This is a genomic window from Streptomyces sp. NBC_01089 (assembly GCF_045162975.1).
In the GTDB taxonomy this organism is placed as follows: domain Bacteria; phylum Actinomycetota; class Actinomycetes; order Streptomycetales; family Streptomycetaceae; genus Streptomyces.
Window position 1 is genome coordinate 7,771,209 of record NZ_CP108660.1, and the last position, 19,491, is coordinate 7,790,699.

At 70.9% G+C, this 19,491-nt stretch carries 19 protein-coding genes; 10 read left to right on the top strand and 9 right to left on the bottom strand.

Going from position 1 to position 19,491, the window contains the following annotated elements; genetic code table 11:
* Nucleotides 1-318: 318 nt before the first annotated feature.
* The 3 genes from OG510_RS34990 to OG510_RS35000 are packed head-to-tail and all read left to right on the top strand — an operon-like array spanning nt 319 to nt 3,109.
* The gene (locus OG510_RS34990) at nt 319-777 is read left to right on the top strand and encodes a MarR family winged helix-turn-helix transcriptional regulator (protein WP_406142036.1); all 459 of its coding nucleotides are present in this window, start codon (nt 319-321) and stop codon (nt 775-777) included.
* Nucleotides 777-2,543 carry an MFS transporter gene (locus OG510_RS34995; RefSeq protein WP_406142037.1) on the top strand — a complete coding sequence of 589 codons (1,767 nt, stop codon included), beginning with the start codon at nt 777-779 and terminating at the stop codon, nt 2,541-2,543. The genes OG510_RS34990 and OG510_RS34995 overlap by 1 nt, the downstream gene beginning before the upstream one ends.
* Nucleotides 2,540-3,109 (top strand): cysteine hydrolase family protein, encoded by a 570-nt coding sequence (locus OG510_RS35000; protein ID WP_406142038.1) that lies wholly within the window; start codon nt 2,540-2,542, stop codon nt 3,107-3,109. The genes OG510_RS34995 and OG510_RS35000 overlap by 4 nt, the downstream gene beginning before the upstream one ends.
* Nucleotides 3,110-3,148: 39 nt before the next feature.
* Here the strand turns inward: OG510_RS35000 and OG510_RS35005 are convergent, their stop codons facing one another.
* From OG510_RS35005 to OG510_RS35015, 3 genes are all read right to left on the bottom strand, one after another.
* Nucleotides 3,149-4,153 carry an MASE1 domain-containing protein gene (locus OG510_RS35005; RefSeq protein ID WP_406142039.1) on the bottom strand — a complete coding sequence of 335 codons (1,005 nt, stop codon included), beginning with the start codon at nt 4,151-4,153 and terminating at the stop codon, nt 3,149-3,151.
* 48 nt (nt 4,154-4,201) lie between these two features.
* Nucleotides 4,202-5,032 (bottom strand): PP2C family protein-serine/threonine phosphatase, encoded by an 831-nt coding sequence (locus OG510_RS35010; RefSeq protein WP_406142040.1) that lies wholly within the window; start codon nt 5,030-5,032, stop codon nt 4,202-4,204.
* 294 nt (nt 5,033-5,326) lie between these two features.
* Nucleotides 5,327-6,529: a S1 family peptidase gene (locus tag OG510_RS35015; RefSeq protein WP_406142041.1), complete on the bottom strand. Its 1,203-nt coding sequence runs from the start codon at nt 6,527-6,529 to the stop codon at nt 5,327-5,329.
* Between the two features lie 467 nt (nt 6,530-6,996).
* Here OG510_RS35015 and OG510_RS35020 point away from each other — a divergent pair, with 467 nt between their 5' ends.
* The 4 genes from OG510_RS35020 to OG510_RS35035 all read left to right on the top strand — a co-directional run bounded on the left by OG510_RS35020 (nt 6,997) and on the right by OG510_RS35035 (nt 10,241).
* Entirely contained in the window at nt 6,997-7,200 is a 204-nt protein-coding gene (locus tag OG510_RS35020; RefSeq protein WP_164262258.1) for a cold-shock protein, read from the top strand.
* A gap of 260 nt (nt 7,201-7,460) precedes the next feature.
* The gene (locus tag OG510_RS35025; RefSeq protein WP_406142042.1) at nt 7,461-8,960 is read left to right on the top strand and encodes an MFS transporter; all 1,500 of its coding nucleotides are present in this window, start codon (nt 7,461-7,463) and stop codon (nt 8,958-8,960) included.
* Between the two features lie 20 nt (nt 8,961-8,980).
* Nucleotides 8,981-9,652: a DNA polymerase ligase N-terminal domain-containing protein gene (locus OG510_RS35030; RefSeq protein WP_406142043.1), complete on the top strand. Its 672-nt coding sequence runs from the start codon at nt 8,981-8,983 to the stop codon at nt 9,650-9,652.
* A gap of 163 nt (nt 9,653-9,815) precedes the next feature.
* Complete coding sequence (locus OG510_RS35035) at nt 9,816-10,241, top strand: hypothetical protein (RefSeq protein WP_406142044.1); 426 nt, start codon at nt 9,816-9,818, stop codon at nt 10,239-10,241.
* A gap of 167 nt (nt 10,242-10,408) precedes the next feature.
* Here the strand turns inward: OG510_RS35035 and OG510_RS35040 are convergent, their stop codons facing one another.
* Nucleotides 10,409-12,841 carry a GH92 family glycosyl hydrolase gene (locus OG510_RS35040; RefSeq protein ID WP_406142045.1) on the bottom strand — a complete coding sequence of 811 codons (2,433 nt, stop codon included), beginning with the start codon at nt 12,839-12,841 and terminating at the stop codon, nt 10,409-10,411.
* A 475-nt stretch (nt 12,842-13,316) separates the two neighbouring features.
* Here OG510_RS35040 and OG510_RS35045 point away from each other — a divergent pair, with 475 nt between their 5' ends.
* Together OG510_RS35045 and OG510_RS35050 are read left to right on the top strand one after the other, a co-directional pair.
* Nucleotides 13,317-13,823, top strand: coding sequence for a DinB family protein (locus tag OG510_RS35045; protein ID WP_406142046.1), 507 nt, complete (start codon nt 13,317-13,319; stop codon nt 13,821-13,823).
* 95 nt (nt 13,824-13,918) lie between these two features.
* Nucleotides 13,919-15,967: a SpoIIE family protein phosphatase gene (locus tag OG510_RS35050; protein ID WP_406142047.1), complete on the top strand. Its 2,049-nt coding sequence runs from the start codon at nt 13,919-13,921 to the stop codon at nt 15,965-15,967.
* A 185-nt stretch (nt 15,968-16,152) separates the two neighbouring features.
* Here the strand turns inward: OG510_RS35050 and OG510_RS35055 are convergent, their stop codons facing one another.
* The 3 genes from OG510_RS35055 to OG510_RS35065 form a co-directional block, all read right to left on the bottom strand.
* Nucleotides 16,153-16,353, bottom strand: a complete 201-nt coding sequence (locus tag OG510_RS35055; RefSeq protein WP_406142048.1) for a DUF1918 domain-containing protein — start codon at nt 16,351-16,353, stop codon at nt 16,153-16,155.
* Nucleotides 16,354-16,487: 134 nt separating this feature from the next.
* Nucleotides 16,488-17,234 (bottom strand): SDR family NAD(P)-dependent oxidoreductase, encoded by a 747-nt coding sequence (locus tag OG510_RS35060; protein WP_406142049.1) that lies wholly within the window; start codon nt 17,232-17,234, stop codon nt 16,488-16,490.
* The gene (locus OG510_RS35065; protein WP_406142050.1) at nt 17,231-17,548 is read right to left on the bottom strand and encodes a hypothetical protein; all 318 of its coding nucleotides are present in this window, start codon (nt 17,546-17,548) and stop codon (nt 17,231-17,233) included. Before OG510_RS35065 ends, OG510_RS35060 begins: the two co-directional genes overlap by 4 nt.
* A 70-nt stretch (nt 17,549-17,618) precedes the next feature.
* Between OG510_RS35065 and OG510_RS35070 the strand changes: the two genes are divergently transcribed.
* Nucleotides 17,619-18,542 (top strand): LysR family transcriptional regulator, encoded by a 924-nt coding sequence (locus OG510_RS35070; protein ID WP_406142051.1) that lies wholly within the window; start codon nt 17,619-17,621, stop codon nt 18,540-18,542.
* On the opposite strand, the gene OG510_RS35075 is transcribed toward OG510_RS35070, so the two are convergent.
* Both OG510_RS35075 and OG510_RS35080 read right to left on the bottom strand, forming a co-directional pair.
* A complete protein-coding gene (locus tag OG510_RS35075) occupies nt 18,537-18,752 on the bottom strand; it encodes a hypothetical protein (RefSeq protein WP_406142052.1) in 216 nt (71 codons plus the stop codon). The two genes, OG510_RS35070 and OG510_RS35075, sit on opposite strands and share 6 nt — an antisense overlap.
* Before the next feature lie 42 nt (nt 18,753-18,794).
* Nucleotides 18,795-19,481, bottom strand: coding sequence for a TetR/AcrR family transcriptional regulator (locus OG510_RS35080; protein ID WP_406142053.1), 687 nt, complete (start codon nt 19,479-19,481; stop codon nt 18,795-18,797).
* Between the last annotated feature and the right edge of the window lie 10 nt (nt 19,482-19,491).

A 19,491-nucleotide genomic window follows, 5' to 3' on the forward strand; every position in this document is an offset into this window, starting at 1 on the left:
AACCCCGGACCGGAAAGCAGCGGCAGGCATCGCGCGGACGGCGTCCGCGGTGCGGCCTGATGTTTCGAAGGCTAGGACGGCAGGGAGGCCGAGGGCCCGCGGCGGCGGGCGGCCGATACCGAATCCCGCACGCAAAACACCAGGTGGGCGGCTGGATGGCCGGTCGGCGCCGTGTTGCGCCGAACGGCTGTCCCGGGTGAGCGGAGAGGGGAGCGAGCCCAGTGGTTATGATGGATTGATAAGCCTATTGTTAGTACTTGGCAGGAGCGGAGAAGCCGGCACACCGGCGGCGGACCGGACGACAGCGGGGGCGATGGCGTGACCGACACGACGGACGAGAGCGCGGAACCGGCGGAAGCCGCCGGCGCTGCGGCGGCCATACGGCTGGCGGTGGCCCGGATAGCCCGCCGGCTCAGGCAGGCACACCGCGTCGGTGACGTGACACTCTCCGAGGTGTCCGTGATCTCCCGGCTGAGCCGGGACGGGGCGGATTCCCCCGGATCGCTCGCCGAACTGGAGCGGGTGCGCCCCCAGGCCATGGCGTCCACGCTGGCCGCGCTGGAGGAGCGCGGCCTGGTGACCCGCCGGCCGGACTCCAGCGACGGCCGGCGCGCGGTGATAGAGGTGACCGAAGCCGGCCGCAAGGTGCTGATCGACCGCCGTTCGGAATCCGTGCAGCGGCTCACCGAGGTACTCGACGAGGAGTTCACGCCCGCTGAACGGCAACGGCTGCTCGCGGTCGTGCCGCTGCTCGACCGGCTCGCGGAGCGGCTGTAATGCCGGCGACACGGAGCGGGAACGCCGAAGTGAGCGACCGCTACAAATGGATCGCGCTCTCCAACACCACGCTCGGCGTGCTGATCGCGACCATGGACGCTTCGATCGTGATCATCTCCCTGCCCGCCATCTTCCGGGGCATCGGACTCGATCCGCTCGCCCCCGGGAACATCGGCTATCTGCTCTGGATGATCCTCGGCTATCTGCTGGTCTCGGCGGTGCTGGTGGTCGCGCTCGGCAGACTCGGCGACATGTTCGGCCGGGTCCGGATGTACAACATGGGCTTCGCGATCTTCGCGTGTGCCTCCCTCGCCCTCTCGCTCGATCCGCTGAAGGGCGGTTCCGGCGCGCTGTGGCTGATCGGATTCCGTGTCGTACAAGCCTTCGGCGGCTCGATGCTGACCGCCAACTCGGCGGCCATCCTCACCGACGCGTTCCCCGCCCGGCAGCGCGGCATGGCGCTCGGCATCAACCAGATCACCGCCCTGGCCGGGCAGTTCCTCGGTCTGCTCGCGGGCGGTCTGCTGGCCACCATCGACTGGCGCGCGGTGTTCTGGGTCAGCGTGCCGATCGGCGTGTTCGGCACGATCTGGTCGTACCGCAGCCTGCGCGAGACCGGCTCCCGCACAGCGGGCCGTATCGACTGGGCGGGCAACATCACCTTCACGGCCGGAGCCGGCATCCTGCTCGCCGCCATCACCTACGGAATCCAGCCGTACGGCGGCCACCCGACCGGCTGGACCAACCCGATGGTGCTGGGCGGGCTCGGCGGCGGCCTGCTGCTGCTCGTGGCCTTCTGTCTCATCGAGACCCGTGTCGCCGAACCGATGTTCCAGCTCGGCCTGTTCCGGGTCCGTGCCTTCGCCGCGGGGAATCTCGCGGCCCTGCTCACCGCCATCGCCCGCGGTGGGCTCCAGTTCATGCTCATCATCTGGCTGCAGGGCATCTGGCTTCCGCTGCGCGGATACGACTTCGAGAGCACCCCGCTGTGGGCAGGCATCTTCATGCTGCCGCTGACCATCGGATTCCTCATCGCGGGACCGGTGTCCGGCTTCCTGTCGGACCGTTACGGCGCACGGCTGTTCTCCACCACCGGGCTCCTTCTCGTGGCCTGCGGATTCATCGGGCTGCTGCTCCTGCCGGTGAACTTCTCGTACCCCGAATTCGCGGCCCTGCTGCTGCTCAGCGGCCTCGGTCAGGGGATGTTCTCCGCCCCGAACACCTCGGCGATCATGGGCAGTGTGCCGCCGGAGCAGCGTGGAGTCGCCTCCGGGATGCGCTCGACGTTCCAGAACTCGGGCACCGCACTGTCGATCGGTCTCTCGTTCTCCCTGATGATCTCCGGACTCGCCGGGACACTGCCGCACGCGCTGCGCAGCGGTCTGCAGGGGCAGGGGGTGCCCAGCGGGACGGCGCAGCAGGTGGCGGAACTGCCGCCGGTGAGCACGCTGTTCGCCACGTTCCTCGGCAAGAACCCGATCAGCCACCTCCTCCAGCCCAGCGGAGTGCTGGACAGGCTCCCCAAGCACAACGTCATGACCCTGACCGGCAAGGAGTTCTTCCCCGGACTCGTCTCCGGCCCGTTCCACCACGGACTCGTCACCGTCTTCGGCGCCGCCACCGTGATGGCACTGGTCGCCGCGCTGGCGTCGCTGCTGCGCGGCCGCCAGTACAAGGCCGGGCAGGCCGGCGGCTCCGCCGGCTCCCCGAAACCCGGCAACACCTCCCCGAAACCCGGCAACACTGTGAAAGGTAAGAAGAGATGACGAAAAGCGCCCTTCTCGTGATGGATGTCCAGCAGGGCATCGTCGAGCGCATCGGCAACGACCCCGGGTATCTGGCGCGGGTGGGCCGGGCGATCGGCGCGGCGCGTGCGGCCGGCATACCGGTGATCTACGTGGTGGTCGGCTTCCGTACCGGACACCCCGAGGTCAGCCCGCGCAACAAGTCGTTCAGCGCTCTCGCGGGCGCGGGTGCGGGCGCGGGATTCTCCGATGGCGACCCCACTGCCCGGATCCACCCCGATGTGGCGCCCGAGGAGGGCGACATCGTGGTCACCAAGAAGCGGGTCAGCGCGTTCGCCGGGAGCGACCTCGACATGGTGCTCAGGGCCCGCGGGACGGACAGCCTCGTCCTCACCGGGATCGCCACCAGCGGTGTGGTGCTCTCGACCCTGAGGCAGGCCGCCGACCTGGACTTCGGCCTCACCGTGCTGGACGACTGCTGCGCCGACGGTGACGCGGAGGTGCACCGGGTCCTGACGGAGAAGGTGTTCCCCCGCCAGGCGGACGTCGTCAGCACCGAGAAGTGGGTCGCGGCCATCGGACAGTGAGCCGGCCGTCCGGCGCGCCGGCGGCAGGGGCCCCGCCCCTCAGCCGCTGTCGCGCCGGCGGGTGTCCGACGAGGGCCACCCGCGCCGCTTCTCGCCCGGCAGGAGCTGCTCGACCACATCGGCCAGCTCCTCGCAGGCGCGCTCGATACGGCGGCGTACGTTCTTGTGCTCGGTGACGATCGCGGCGAGCAGCAGCGCGGTCAGCGCCACCGACCCGTTGAGCGCCGTCAGGTTGATCATGGCTTCGAACAGCGTGAGGCTGCTGAAGGACCCCGCCCGGCCGGTCGCCGCGATGACCGCGAGCACGGCCACCAGAAGCGCGCAGGGCGCGCTGCCCGCGAGCTCGAACCGGAGCGCCGCCCAGATCAGCAGCGGAAAAACCAGGAAGAGCAGGGCGTAGTGGCTCCCGGTCGCCACCGGGACCACGATCGCGGCGGCGATCACCAGCGCACCGGCCTCCACCCATCGGTCGGTACGGCGGGGCAGCCGGAGCCTGCGCAGAAGAAGCAGCAAAGGCGTCACCATCAGGACCCCCACCGCGTCCCCGGCCCACCAGGCGAACCACACCGGCCAGTAGCCGCTCTTGGGGAGTTTGTTCTCGAGGAGCAGGAGGCTCGTCCCCGCTGTCGCGCTGACGAGCATGGCGCCGAGCGCTCCGAGGAAGACCAGCGCGGTGCCGTCCCGCAGCCGGGACAGATCCATCCGGAAGTCCGCCTTGCGGAGCATCAGGAAAGCGCAGACCGGGGCGAGCGTGTTGCCCGCGATGATGCCGATGTCGCCGAAGTCGAGGGACTGGGCGGTCCACGCCACGGCGAGCAGGGCCCCGATGGCGATACCGGGCCAGACCCGGAGCCCCCAGTACAGCAGGCAGCCCACCGCGACACCCGTCGGCGGCCACAGGGGCGTGACCACCGCACCGCGGACGGTCACCTGCCGCAGCAGCCCGATCCGGCCGGACACGTAGTACGCGACCGCGACGGCGAGGATACGCAGGGCGGTTGCCGTCGCCTGCCGGGCTGTCTCGCTGCGGATCACGGCGTCCATCAGACACCGTGCCCCGAGCCCCCGGCGGCCAAGACACGCGAGTCCCGCTCAGGTCCTGCCGGGCGCGCTGTCGTGGCACAGCACGAGAACGGCGGCGTCGTCCTCATGGCCGGTGAGGACGGCGGCCTTGATGATCTCGTCGGCCAGTTCCCCGGCACTGCTGCCGGCCAGGGCGCTCGCCCTGCGCATGACGGCGTCCAGACCCTTCTCGATCGAGAACGACGGCCCTTCGATCACACCGTCGGTGATCAGCACGAAGGCGCCCCGCCCCGTCAGCCGCCGCCGGGTGACCGGATAGCGCTGCTTCGGCGCGATGCCGAGCGGCAGGCCCCCCGCGTCATCGATGATGCCGGTGCGTCCGTCCGCCAGGGCCCAGACCGCCGGCACATGTCCGGCGCGGGCGCTGTCGATCTCCCAGGTGACCGGGTCGAAGCGCAGGACGGTGCAGGTCGCGAAGAGCGTGGAGTTCACCGAGAGCAGCAGGTTGTTGGTCCGGCCGATGATCTCGCCGGGGTCCGACGCGGTGGTGGCGATGGCCCGCATACCGATCCGGATCTGGCCCATGAAGGCGGCGGCCTCGACGTCGTGCCCCTGGACGTCGCCGATGGCGAACCCGAGCGAACCGTCCGGGAGCGGGAACCCGTCGTACCAGTCGCCGCCGATGTCCAGCCCGCTGCGGGCCGGCGTGTAGCGGGCCGCGGTACGCAGACCTGGCAGGCCGGGGAGGTGGGCCGGGAGCATGTTCCGCTGCAGCGCCTCGGCCAGTTCCACCCGCGCCTGGTGCAGCTCGACCTCCCGCCGGGCCTGGGCGGTGAGCTCGTGGAGCGTGGTGAGGAGCTCGTCGGCGCTTGCGGAACGAGGAGGACGACGCCGGTTCATGAGCGGCTCCGCGGTGCGTTTGTTCCCGGGCCGCGACCGGGGGCCCGTGGTCGCGGGGCAGACCGGGTGCCGGCCTGTCGGGCCTCTCCTCTCCGACGATCACGGCCCGTGGGGGTCCGGAGACCGTTACCTGCATCTTATTTCCGGAGCGCGGATTCCGCAGCCCCCGCAGGTGTGCGGGCCGGTACGGGGCCGTGTCGTCCCCAGGGGCGTGCTCGCCGCGGCGGACCGGCCGGCGTACGTCCGCCGCGGCAGGCCCCGCACCCGGCCGGGTGCAGGGCCGTGCTGCCGTCCTCAGGCCGTGGTCAGCGTCAGGCCGTACTGGTTCAGGATCTCGTTGATGGGCTGGAACCAGGTCTCCCCGCCGCCGGTGCAGTCGCCCCAGCCGCCGGATGTCACCCCCTGCGCCTGGTCGCCGCTGATGAAGGAACCGCCGGAGTCGCCCGGCTCGGCGCAGACGTTCGTCTTGGTCAGCTCGTTGACCGCGCCCTCGCTGTAGTTCACGGTCTCGTTGGTGGCCAGGACGTTCCCGCAGTGCCAGTGCGAGGTCGAGCCCGAGCGGCAGATGGACGCGCCCACCGGAGCCGCCGCCGAGCCGCGGACCAGCTGGTCGGAGACCGTGCCCCAGCCAAGGACCACCGGGACCGTCCACCATCCGTTGCCGACGCTGACCCAGGCGTAGTCGTTCCCCGGGAACGACGAACCCTGGAAGGTGCCCACGGCCGAGCCGTCCCAGCCGCTGACCGCGGCTCCCGGCTGCCCGCAGTGCCCCGCGGTGACGAAGCCGCCGTTGACGGAGAAGCCGATGGAGCAGCGGACGTTGCCCGTGTAGTACGGGTCTCCGCCCACCGTGCCCGCCGACAGGGTCCTGGCCGCAGCCGGAACCTCGTTCACCGTGACGGCACCGGTCTTCCCGGCCCGTGCGACGAACGCCTGGACATCGTTGTCATCCTTTGCTGAGGCGACGACGTCCACCACGACCCGGTTGGCCTTCGGGTCCACATGCCAGCTGCTGACACCGGCCGGTGCGTTGCCCTTGTCCAGCCGCTTCTTGGCCGCGTCGAGTTCACGGGCGCTGTGCTTCACCAGTGTGACGGCCGCGCCGGTCGCCCGGACCGCGCCGGACTTGGCGCCGCCGGTCAGGGCGACCGTCAGTTTTCCGCTCTTCGCGTCGTACCAGTCGCCGCCGAAGGAGGATCCGGCCGCGCGGCGCGCCGTGCTCTGGAGTGCTGTGGCGTTCCGTTCGGAGGCCAGACGCGCCCGGGCCTGGCTCGCTGTCAGGCCGAGGTCCTTACGCATGGCCGAAAGCAGACCGTCGGATGCCGGCTGTGCGGCGCGCGCGGAGGATTCGGACGAGGAGGAGTGGGAGGGGGAATCGGCGGCGGATGCCGGGACGAGTCCGGCTGTCGCCCACGTCCCGAGCACGAGAAATGCGGACAGTGCGGTGCGGGTGAGCGTGCTGCGTCTCAAGGTCTGGCCCTTCTGTTGTTCCAGCATCGTGGGGATGGAACAGCAGGCGTCCGGGCGCGCCCCGTTGGGAGCGCTCTCAGAGTGTGCCGCAGCGGAGCGTAGCCGAAAGCATATGATCAGGTCCATGCCAATGAATGACGGTTCTGCGGGCGCGTGAACGAGCGCGACGCGACGGAGCGCGAATTTCTTCTGTTCTGATCTCGATACGCACTTTCGGGTGCCCCGAGGCGGGGGCGAGTAGGACATTGATCGTCATATCGAACGCAATGAAACGGCCGGATGTGCGTCAGGAGGGGCTCAACGGATGAGCCGACGGGGTCGCCGCGCGTTCGGCCGTGTAGCGTCTCACCCAGCTGTCGTGGTTCCGAAGTACCTCTCGCCCGTGCGTACATGCACGGGCGGGTCTGCTGTTCGGCGTCTCCGAGGACCAGGGCGATCACCTCCGGCCCCCGCGAAGTGCGGGAGCCGACTTCGAGTCCCCTTGGAGGGCAATCATGGCCAGTGGCACCGTTAAGTGGTTCAACGCGGAAAAGGGTTTCGGCTTCATTGAGCAGGATGGTGGGGGCCCGGACGTCTTCGCCCACTACTCCAACATCAACGCTCAGGGCTTCCGCGAGCTGCAGGAGGGCCAGAAGGTGAACTTCGACATCACGCAGGGCCAGAAGGGCCCGCAGGCGGAGAACATCGTCCCGGCCTGACCCGGCGGGTGTGCCCGCCTCCGGCCTGTGCCGGAGGCGGGCACTGCCGTTTCCGGATCTTCACGGAGTGTTCGCCCCTGAACGGCCGCCGGCCCGGAGACCGCCGCCCGGCTGAACGGCGCCACTCCGGAGCGCGCTCCGGCGCGCGATGGGCCGTACGGGCGTATTCCGCGGGCAGGCGCCCCTGTTTGTATGGATGATCTCCTGGGCAGCGATGTTTCCCGGCTGCCGCCGGAGCCGCCGTACGCAGGAGGAATCTGATGAGCAGCGCCGGAGGCCCCGCCATCGGCACCATCACCACGGAGGTGCCCGCCCGGCTGGACCGGCTGCCCTGGTCGCGCTGGCACTGGATGATCGTGGTCGGGCTCGGCACGGTCTGGATTCTCGACGGTCTCGAAGTCACCGTGGTGGGCAATATCGCCAGCCGCCTCTCGGAGAGCGGCAGTGGACTGCCCATCAGCGACTCCCAGGTCACCGGGCTCGGGGCCGCTCTCTACGTGGCCGGTGCCTGCTCGGGCGCGCTGGTCTTCGGGTGGCTCACCGACCGGTTCGGCCGGAAGAAGCTCTTCCTCATCACCCTCGCCGTCTATCTGGCGTCGACCGCGATGACCGCGCTCTCCTTCTCGGCCTGGTGGTTCTTCCTCTTCCGGTTCCTCACCGGCTTCGGTATCGGCGGCGAGTACGCGGCCATCAACTCCGCCATCGACGAACTGATCCCGAGCAAGTACCGCGGCCGGGTCGACCTGATCATCAACGGCAGTTACTGGCTCGGCGCGATGGGCGGCGCCCTGCTCTCGGTACTGGCCCTGGACACCGGGATCTTCCCCGAGAACATCGGCTGGCGCCTCACGTTCGCACTCGGCGTCGTGCTCGGCCTGGTCATCCTCCTCGTACGGCGGCATGTGCCGGAGAGCCCGCGCTGGATGTTCATCCACGGTCAGTCCGACGGGGCGAACGCGATCGTCGAAGGAGTCGAGAAGGAGATCGAGGAGGAGACCGGCACCCCGCTGCCGGAAGCGGGCCGGGCCATCACCATCGAGCAGCGCAGAAGCATCAGTTTCGTCGAGATCGGCCGCACGCTCTTCCGCGCCTACCCCAAGCGCGCGACGCTCGGCTTCTCGCTCTTCATCGGCCAGGCGTTCCTCTACAACGCCATCACCTTCGGGTTCAGTTCCATCCTGGTGAAGTTCTTCGGGGTGTCCAGCGGTACGACGGGGTACTTCTTCGCGGTCATCGCGTTCGGCAACTTCCTCGGCCCGCTGCTGCTCGGCAGGCTCTTCGACACCGTCGGGCGCAAGAAGATGATCTCGGGTACGTACATCCTCTCGGGGCTGCTGCTCTTCGTCACCGCCTGGCTCTTCGACCAGGGATGGCTCAACGCGGCGACGATGACGGTGTGCTGGTGCGTGGTGCTGTTCTTCGCCTCGGCCGGGGCCAGTTCGGCGTATCTGACGGTGAGTGAGATCTTTCCGATGGAGACCCGCGCCATGGCGATCGCCCTGTTCTACGCGCTCGGCACCGCGGCCGGAGGCATCTCGGGGCCGCTCATCTTCTCCGGTCTGACATCGAGCGGTGTGGTCTCGGACGCCGTCGTGGCCTTCTGCATCGGCGCCGCGCTGATGGTCGCCGCCGGGGTGGTGGCCGTGCTGTTCGCGGTGGACGCCGAGGGCAAGTCGCTCGAGGACATCGCGCGCCCGCTCTCCCAGTGGACGAAGCCCACCGGCCGGCCGGCCGCGCCGCCGAGCGCCCCCGCCGTATGAACGCGAGGAAGGCACCGCACATGAGCGGCGACGAACCGCTGGGCAAGTACCGCGGCAAGCGGGATTTCGGGACGACGTCGGAGCCCCGCGGCGGGGCGGCCGGAGAGGGGGACGCACCCTGTTTCGTCGTGCAGATCCACGACGCGCGCCGGATGCACTTCGACTTCCGGCTCGAGGTGGACGGCGTACTCAAGTCCTGGGCCGTGCCGAAGGGGCCGTCGACAGAGCCCAAGGACAAGCGGCTCGCCGTACCGACCGAGGACCACCCGCTGGAGTACCGGGAGTTCGAAGGGGTCATCCCGAAGGGCGAGTACGGCGGTGGCACGGTGATCGTCTGGGACGAGGGCACCTACCGGCCGCTCAGCCACGACCGCCGGGGACACACCGTCCCGTTCGGGGAGTCCATCGAACGCGGCCACGCGACCTTCTGGCTGGACGGGGCCAAGCTGCGGGGTGAGTACGCGCTGACGCGTTTCCACGGCGGCGGCGACAGCACCGACCCCGAGGCATGGCTGCTCATCAAGGCGAGGGAGAAGACCGGCACGGCGCGGGACCGGACCGGCGTGCCCCGGACGGCGCCCCGGGAGGGCGGCGGCACCACGGACCCGCGCCGGGCGCGCTCGGTCCGTACCGGGAGAACACTCCAGCAGGTCGCCCAAAGCGCGGCGGACGAGGGCGACGGGGAGAGCTGAGCGGGAATTTCCGCTGGGCAGGCGCTGGATCGGCGCTGGTGGGGCAGGCGGCAGTGGTGCGGGTGGCCCCGCCGGGCGGCGGCGTGGCCCCCGGATGGCACCATCCGTGTGGTGGCGAAGGCCCACCGGCGGCGGCCCGGCCGCCTCACGAGAGGACATGTGGATGAACAGCTCCCCGGAGCAGCGCGACCCCGTACCGACCGTCACCGAGCCCGTCCCGGATCTGCAGCTCCAGTTGCTCGTCCGGCTGCTCGGCGAGCAGCTGCGGGCGAGCCTGCCGGTCACGCTGAACGTTCCGGGCGGTGTGCTGTACGGAGACCTCATCGCCCACGAGGCGTGGAAGGCCGACTGGTCGAAGAGCCTGCGGGAGCTGGGCGGGTCGGGCGCCGATGTGGTGGCCGGGTTCCCCGAGACCGTCGACCAGGCGATCGGCGAACTCCACGGCGACGACGGCGCGCACCGGCTGCCCCGGTGGATCCATCTGCGCGACGCGACGCTGGTGGCCGGTGCGGTGAACACGGTGACGCTTCCGCTGTGGCGCGGCCGGCTCGCCGATGTGTCCGGCTGGTCACTGGGCAGGCCGGCCTGACCTGGTGGACCCGGTCCGGTGTTCGGCCCGGCTGGACCCGGTCCGGTGTTCCGCGTACCTCCCCGGCGGCCGGCAGGGACGCCGAACACGGGGACGCCGAAGACCGGTCGCCCAGGGGCCGAGGCGGCCGCAGCCTCGGCCCCGGGCTCTGACGGCCCGCCGGGTGGTCAGTGCGGAAGGCCGCCGGGTGCGGTCGCCCAGGTGGTGTCGGGCCGGTCGGACAGCCGGTAGGCCAGGCTGCCGCCCGAGGTGATCAGCCGGGCGTCGGTCCAGGAACGGTCACTGCTGCGGCCGTTGACGGAGAGCCCGCTGATGTACGGGTGCGACGCGTCCGCCGCCGGGGCGCTGAGGGTGATGTCGCCGCGGCCCGCGCGGCTCACGACCGCCTTCGGGAACAGCGGGGCGCCGACCAGCATCGAGGCGCTGCCAGGGGTCTGCGGATACAGGCCCAGCGCGGAGAACACGTACCAGGCGGACATGGTGCCCAGGTCGTCGTTGCCCGGCAGTCCGGAAGGCCCCGTACCGTACACGGTGTTCAGGATCTGCCGGACGGTGGCCTGCGTCTTCCAGGGCTGCCCGAGCGCGTTGTAGAGCCACGGGGCGTGGATGCCCGGCTCGTTGGTCGGGTCGTAGCGCAGGGCGTCGCCGCCCTTGACCGACCAGGCGCCGTCCGCGGTGTGGAAGAAGCCGTCGAGCCGGTCGGCCGCTGCCGTACGCCCGCCCATCGAGGCGGCCAGTCCCTGGACGTCCTGCGGCACCATCCAGCTGTAGGTCGCACTGGTCCCCTGGGCGAAGCCGAGGTCGCTGCCCGGGTCGAACGGCGTCACCCATGACCCGTCCGCGTTCCGTGCCTGGATGTAGCCGGCGCCCTCGGTGGCCTGCGGGTTGAAGACATTGCGCCACCAGTCGCCGCGTGCGGTGAACTGGGCCGCCTCGTCGGTCCGGCCGAGCAGCTTCGCCCACTTCGCCAGGGCCGAGTCGGCGACCGCGTCCTCCAGTGTCTCGGCGGCGCCGCCCCAGCAGTGGCAGACGTCCTGCGGCGCGTAGTGCGAGACCAGGTACTGGGCGAGGTTGGGGCGCTGGCCCGTGCACTGACCGGGGCACCCGGCGTCCGACAGGTCGTCCGGCCGGGGAACGGTCGCCTGGCGCACCAGGGAGTCGAAGGCGCCCCGGTAGTCGAAGTTCCGTACGCCCATGGCGTAGAAGGTCGCCAGTGTCGCCGCCGTGGGGTCACCGGTCATCACATGGGTGGCACCGCTGATGTGCACCCAGCGGTCCCACACACCGTCGTTCTGCCGGGAGAAGTTGTACAGCGACTGCGCGAAGTCACCGGCCACCTCCGGCTTCAGGGCGGCCAGCAGCTGTATCTGCGCGCGGTACTGGTCCCAGCCGGAGAAGTTGCTGTACTGCGCCCGCTGGCCCCGCTCGATCCGGTGCGGGACCCCGTCCATGCCGGGGTAGCGGCCGTCGGTGTCGCTGATCAGGTTCGGCTCCATCAGCGAGTGGTAGAGCGCGGTGTAGAAAGTGGTGCGCTGGGCGGTGCTGCCGCCGCCGATCCGTACCGCCCGCAGCTCGCGGTCCCAGGACCGGCTGGTGTCGCGTGCGACATCGGCGACGCTCGCGTGGGGCGCGATCTCCTGGCGCAGATTGGTCTCCGCGCCGCCGAGGCTGACGTACGAGATCCCCAGACGCATTCTGACATCGTTGTCGGACGAGGTGTCGAAGCCGACATAACCGCCCGAACCGCGTCCCGCGCGATCCGCTCCTGTCGCGTAGCCCTCGCCGCCCGAACCGGAGACGGAGCCCGGCGAAAGCGTCCCGTCCTTCCAGGTCCCGTGCGAGGAGAAGGCCCGGTCGAAGGAGGCGCTGAAGTACAGCTTGTAGTAGCTCTTGCGGTTGTTGGTGCCTCCGTTGGCGCGGCGGCCGCAGAAGGCGCCGGTGAGCACCCAGCCCGTCACCTTGTGGTGGGCGGTGTCGATGTCGACATGGGCGTCCTCGCTGCCGTTGAGCGAGTTGGAGACACGGAAGAGCAGACTGGCGGGCTTCCCGGCCGGGAAGGCGAAGTCGGCCACACCGGCCCGCGGGCTGACGGCGAGATCCGCCGATGCGCCGGAGTCGAGGCCCACCCGGTAACGGCCCGGAGTGGCGCTCTCGTTCTCGTGCTTGAAGCCGGAGGCGTAGACCGCGTCCTTGGTGTCGGCGGACGGTGACGACGTGACATCGCCGACGAACGGCATGATCGGTACGTCGCCCGCGGCGCCCGGGGCGCATCCGGCGCCGTTGACATGGGTGAGGCTGAGCCCCCGCATGCGGGTCGTGTTGTAGTCGTAGCCGTTGGCGGCCGCCGTGTTGGTCTGGTCGCCGTTGGTGCTGGTCGGGGACCAGCCGATCATCCCGTACGGAGCGGTGGCCCCGGGGTAGGTGTTGCCGCCGTTGGACGAGCCGATCAGCGGGTCGACGTACGCGGTGGGCTGCCGCACCAGGGGCGCGGCCTCGGCCGAGGGCGCGAGCAGAGCGGCCGCCAGGGCGGTGACGACTCCCACTGCCGCGGCCGACGCGCGGGTTCTGCTGCGGGAACGGGGTGGTCTTCCGAAGAGCATGGAACGGGCCTTCCGGCGGGGGCGGGTGGACAGCCCCGTGCGCCGGCCGGTCGTCATCCGTCACGCAGGGGCGACGCGATCATAAGGCCGACCGGTAGACGGGGGGTGGGAGAAGGAGCGGATCTGGGGTGCGTGCATCGCAAGGCGGAGGATTGAGGCATGGCGGAGCCATGGTGATTGACGACAACGCCGCGAGGCGCGTGCCCCAGATCCGTGACGCCACCCCCCGTTTACCGGTCGGCCTAAGTCGCCCGGGCGGTACGGGACATGACACGGGCAGCCTGTTCGGTGAACGGGGGGTGAAGAGGCCCGGACCGGCTTGTGCGGCCGAGCGCGTGTCGAACACTCTGCCGGGGCCGGTGACCGGCGAAGGTGGACAGGCAAGCAGTACAGACAAGCAGGACAGGCAGCCAGGCAAACCGTTCCGGACACGGCCGACCGGTGCGGTCCCACCCGTACGGCCGAGGAGCAGCGGATGAACACCGCAGATGTGCTGGCAGACGCATTCGGCCGGATCCAGGAGTCCGTGCATGAGGCGGTCGACGGCCTTTCGGCCGAGGACCTCGGCGCGCAGCTGGACAGCGGGGCGAACTCGATCGCCTGGCTGGTCTGGCATCTGGCCCGGGTGCAGGACGACCATGTGGCGGACGCGTCGGGACAGGACCAGGTGTGGCTGACGCAGGGCTGGGCCGACCGCTTCGGCCTGCCCTTCACGGACACGGAGACCGGTTACGGCCAGAGCGCCCGGCAGGTGGCCCAGGTGCGGGCTGACGCCGCTCTGCTGACCGGCTACTACGACGCGGTCCACGAGCAGACCGTGGACTTCGTCCGGGGGCTCGACGACGCCGCGCTCGACCGGGTGGTGGACGAGGCGTGGTCGCCGCCGGTCACGCTCGGTGTCCGGCTGATCAGCGTCATCGGCGACGACATGCAGCACGTGGGCCAGGCCGCCTTCGTCCGGGGATCGCTGGAACGCAGGTAGCGCGGCCGGGACGGGGAGCGGGCGGCAGCCCTGATGCGGGGCCCTCTGCGAAAAGTTAAGCTTTGGGCACCTCAGCCCTCCTCCGGAGCGACCGTATGGCAGGACGAGATCTACCCCTGATCGGGCCGGGCGAGCGGCTGGCCCTCAACCGTATGGGCAGTTTCGACTGGGACCTGCGCGGCGGGAAGCTGGAGTTCGACGAGCCCGGTCTCGCGGTGTTCGATCTGCGCCCCGACGAGTTCGACGGCCGCCCCGAGTCCCTGGGCAGCCGTATCCCGCCCGAGGAGGGCCACCGGCTCGACGTGGCGCTGACACAGGCCGTACGGAGCGGCCGCTCCTCGTACGGGGTGTACTTCCAGCTGCGCCGCCGCAACGGGATCCGGCAGTGGACCCATACCCGAGGCCGGATCCTGCGCGACGAACGGGACGTCCCGTACCGCGTCATCGGAATCGTCCGCAACGCGACGACCGATCTCACCGAATTCGCCACCGTCAACCCCGCCGAGGCCGGCCGGCGCCGGCTGACCACCATGGTCCAGGGGACCACCGACGCGCTGTCCAGGGCGGTCACCGTGGACGATGTGACCGCGGTGCTGACCGGCGAGGACGGCCTTGAACGCTTCGACGCGGACGGGCTCGTCCTCGGTCTGGTCGCGGGCGGCGCACTGGAGCTCGTCGCGCTCGCCGGGGACTCGATGCATGTCCTGGACGACCTCAGGCGCCATCGGCTGGACGACTCGCTGCCGCTGGCCGACGCGGTGCTCTCCCAGCAGCCGCGGTTCGTCACCTCGCTGGACGATCTGTCGGAGGAGTTCCCACGGCTGCGCCCGTACGTCCAGCGGATGGGGCTCGACGCGGCGGCCTTCCTGCCGCTGATCGCGCAGGCCCGCTCCATCGGCTGTCTGGCGCTCTTCTATCGGGGCCGCAGCCGCTTCTCGTCGGAGGACCGCAACCTCTGTCTGGGGCTTGCGGGCATCGTCGCCCAGTCCCTGCAGCGCGCTGTCCTCTTCGACCAGGAGCGGGAGTTCGCCACCGGGCTCCAGTCCGCCATGCTGCCGCGGCGCATCCCCGAATTCCCGTCGGCCGAGATCGCCGTGCGGTACCACTCGGCGTGGAGCGGCAGGGAGGTCGGCGGGGACTGGTACGACGTCGTGGCGCTGCCGCGCGGCCGGGTGGGCATCGTGGTCGGTGACGTACAGGGCCATGACACACACGCGTCGGCCATCATGGGCCAGCTCCGGATCGCGCTGCGCGCGTACGCGGGGGAGGGGCATACCCCGGGCACGGTGCTGGCGCGCGCCTCCCGCTTCCTCGCCGAACTGGACACCGACCGCTTCGCCACCTGCACGTACGCCCAGGTCGATCTGGCCTCGGGTGCGATCAGGGCGGTCCGCGCCGGGCATCTGGGACCGCTGATCCGGCACACCGACGGGCGGGTCGGCTGGCCGAACGTACGCGGCGGCCTCCCGCTGGGCCTGGGCACGGAGTTCGGGCAGGAGGAGTACCCCGAGACCCAGCTCGACCTGGTGCCCGGCGAGACCCTTCTGCTCTGCACCGACGGCCTGGTCGAGGAGCCCGGCACGGACATCGGTGTGGGGATGGAGGCGCTCGCCGACGCGGTGCGCCACGGACCCGACGAGGCGGAGGCGCTCGCGGACGACCTGGCGGCCCGGCTCTGGGAGCGCTGGGGCACCAGTGACGACGTGGCACTGCTGGTGCTGCGCCGGGCGCCCGACCCGGGCACCCCGCAGGCGCCCCGTATCCATCAGTACATCCACCAGGCGGACCCCGAAGGGCTCGCCGAGGCCCGCGCTGTGCTGCGCGGCGCGCTGGAGGCGTGGGGGCTCGAAGAGCTGGTGGACGACGTGGAACTGGCCGCGGGGGAGCTCCTGGTGAATGTGCTGCTCCACACGGAGGGCGGCGCCGTACTGACGCTCGAGGTGCTGCCGGAGCCCGTGCGGCGGATCCGGCTCTGGGTCAAGGACAGGTCCAGCGCCTGGCCGCGGCGGCGTACCCCCGGTGAGGCGGCCACCTCGGGGCGCGGCCTGATGATGATCGACGCGGTGTCGGCCCGGTGGGGTGTGGAACCGCGCGGTGACGGCAAGGCCGTCTGGTGCGAGTTCGAGCCCGGGGCCGAAGCCTGAGCTGAGCGGGCGGCGCTCACGGGCCTGGTGGGCCCTGGTATGAGCAACAGCTCCTCGAAACAACTGTGTTCACACCAAGGCCGTCGCACCAAGGCCGTCGCACCAAGCCCGCTCCGCTTCCGCACCTGGATCAGGCCGCTGACGGGCCCGCAACGGCCCGTCCCGAAGGGGGCGTCAGGACCGGCTCAGCCCTCTTCGCCGGTGCTTCGGTGCTCGACGACGGAGTCGGGACCTGGAGACATGATCGTCTCGTGTCCGTTCTCCGCCCGCACGCGGTAAGGCGGTGTGCCGTTGGCGCCCAGGACCTCGACGATCTCCACCACGTGGTCGTTCTTGCCCACGGTCCGGCCGTGGACCACAAGGCGGTCTCCCTCGCTGGCCTGCATCGCACCGATTCCTTTCACTGGGGGTCAGGGCCGACTTCACCTTCACCGCACGACCGGGGCGTCACCTCGCCGGACACGTTCAGCCGAGGCGCATTCACCCGTTCACGCGCCGCGGAGGCCCGGCGTGACGTGTCTCAGGCCCGCCGCCCGCCGTCGACCGACATCGCGATCCCGGTGACGTAGGACGCGGCGTCCGAGCAGAGCCAGACCGCCGCTGCCGCCGCCTCCTCCGGCGCGGCCAGCCGGCCGAGCGGCGTGATGGCCGTCTGCCGCGCGACCATGTCGGTCCCGGCCGCCACGGTGTCGAACCCGGCGGTGCGGGTCGGTCCCGGGCAGACGGCGTTGACCCGGATGTTCTCCGGCGCGTAGTCCACCGCGGCGGCCTTGGTGAGCCCCACGACTCCGTGTTTGGCGGCCACGTAGGCGGGGGCGTGCGGGATCGCGTACAGCCCGCCGTTGGAGGCGATGTTGACGATCGCGCCACCGCCGCCGAGCAGCGGCAGCTCGTACTTCATGCACAGGAAGGTCCCGGCCAGATTGACGTGGACCACGCGCTCGAACTCGTCCAGGGGCAGCCGGTCCAGCTGCCGGTGGTGCGAGGCCATACCGGCGTTGTTCACGGCGAAGTCGAGACCGCCGTACGCGGCGACCGTACGCTCGACGGCTGCCCGCACGGAGTCCTCGTCGGCGATGTCGACGGCGGCGGTCAGCGCTTCCCCGCCGGCCCGCCTGATCATCTCGGTGGTCTCGGCCGCAGCGCGCTCGTCGATGTCGAGCACGGCGACCGCGGCGCCGCCGCGGGCGAACTCCAGCGCCGTCGCACGGCCGATCCCGCTGCCGGCCCCGGTGACCAGTCCCGCCTTCCGGGAACCGGCGCTCATGCCAGCACCTCGTGGTTCGCCCAGGCGACCCGGTAGGAGTGCCGCGACTGCCAGCGGCCGATGACCTCGTGCAGGGCGGGCGAGGCGAAAGCCTCCGCCAGCGCTTCGGTGTCGGCGAGCGCGACCTGCACGATCGCGGTCGCGATCAGCGCCGGAATGGCCTCTTCGCCGGGGACGGGGAGATGGCGCCGGGCCGCGAACGACTGCACGAGACCGGATTCGAGCATGGCCCGTTCGATGTCTGCGAGATATTGATCGAGCTCGGTGTCGGGCAGCGGCTGGTCGAAGGAGACAATCATGGTGTGGTTGATCATGCGTCCATCCTTGACGGCGTACGCCACCTGCGTCCAAGACCCATTCGTTCTTCAGCGATAACCTGGAGGCATGGTTGAACTGGAGACCCGGGAGCTGGAGTACGTCATCGCCGTCGCCGACGAGCTGCACTTCGGCCGGGCCGCCGCGCGGCTCTCGATCGCCCAGCCTGCGCTGTCCAAGGCGATCCGGCGGATCGAGACCAGGCTGGGCGTCCAGCTGTTCATCCGCTCCAGCCGTCATGTCGAACTCACCTCCGCCGGGGAGGCGTTGCGGGAACACGGGCGGCATGCGCTCAACGCGGTGAGTGCCGCCGTCCAGAGCGCCCGGCGCGCCGGCGACACCCAGGCCCGTCTGCGTCTCGTGCTCAAGCCGGGCGGCGACGCCGGCCTGCTGTCCGGGATCCTGGCCGAGTACGCCCAACAGCCCGACGCCCGCCGGGTGGACATCCTGTTCAGCGGCGCCGCCGACCGCACCGACTTCCTGCGCGACGGCCGGGCCGATGTCGGGCTGCTCTATGCGCCGTTCGACGATCTGGACGGCCTGGACCACGAGACGCTGCTCGCCGAGGACCGGGTGGCCATCGTCCCGTCCGGGCACCGGCTGGCCGGGCGCGCCACGGTGAGCATGTCCGATCTGGCGGGCGAGACACTGCCGCGGTGGAAGGGGGTCCCCGGGGGTGACGGCACGGGCCCCGAGGTCGCCGATGTGGTCCAGCTGTTCCAGATGATCACGGTGCGCCGGATGATCGGGGTGCTGCCGCGCTCGCTGGTGGAACCGGCACCGCCCGGCCTGGTCCGTGTCCCGGTGGCCGACGCACCGCCCAGCCGCCTGGTGCTCGCCTGGAACGAGCACGACCGCCGGCCGCTGGTCGCGTCGTTCGTGGCCGCCGTGCTCGGGTCGCGCCGGCAGGCGACCCGCGCACCCGCGGACGGATCTGGCGGGCAGCCCGGCCCTGACGACGCGGGCCGCCTGCCGGAGGCGGCCCGCTCATGAAGTGGCTTTCAGTCCGTCCAGGGGCCCGCCCAGGGTCCCGTCCAGGGTGAGGCCGAGCAGGCGTTCGGCCTGCTCGTGCCGTTCGGGCTCCGCCGAGGCGAGAGCGATGCCTTCGGGGGCGGCGGTCACGTCGGCGGTGATGGTGCTCAGCGAGGGCCTGCGCCAGGAGTCGGGGCCCGACCTGGGGGCACTGGCCCGGCGGATCGTCATCGCGAACAGACGTCCCCGCCAGGCGAGTTGACCGGTCGCTCCTCACCGGATGAGGCTCTCCACCTCCGCCGAGAAGAGCCGGTCCACGTCGAAGTCCATGCCGTCGAAGTGGCCCGCGACCTCCAGGCCGACCAGGCCGTGCATCCGGGTCCAGGCCCGCAGTGCCCGGTCCTCCGCCGTGTCCGCCGGGCCGAGTTCTTCGCAGGCGGCCACCGCGCTCCGCAGCATCCCGTTCGCGATGACCCGGGTCTCCTCCGGTGCGGTGTAGCCCGGTACCGGGGTCCCGTAGATCAGCAGATAGCGGTCCGGGTGCTCCTTCGCCCAGGCCCGCCAGGCGTACGCGAACCTGCGCAGCCGCGCTCCCCGGGCCTGCCCGGAACCGCCCGCCGTGCTGTCGGCCGCGGTGTCGTCCGGGGCGCCCCCGTCCGTGGACGCCGCGGCGCTTCCGGGCTCGTCGCCGGCCCGGGTCAGTGCCTCGGCGAGGTCGGTGTACGCGTCGGCGATGAGCGCCGTGAGGAGTTCGTCGCGGCTGGCGAAGTAGCGGTAGAGCGCCGGACCTGTCATGCCCATCGCCTTGGCGATCGCGTTGACCGAGATACCGGCAGGTCCGGTCCTGGCCAGCTGTTCCAGGGCGATGTCCTTGGCTTCCCGTCTGGTCTGCTCCCGCAGGCGTGCGCGTCGGTCGATCGGCGTGGGGGGCGTGCTGGGAGGCGTGCTCTCTTCGCTCATACGGGGTCCT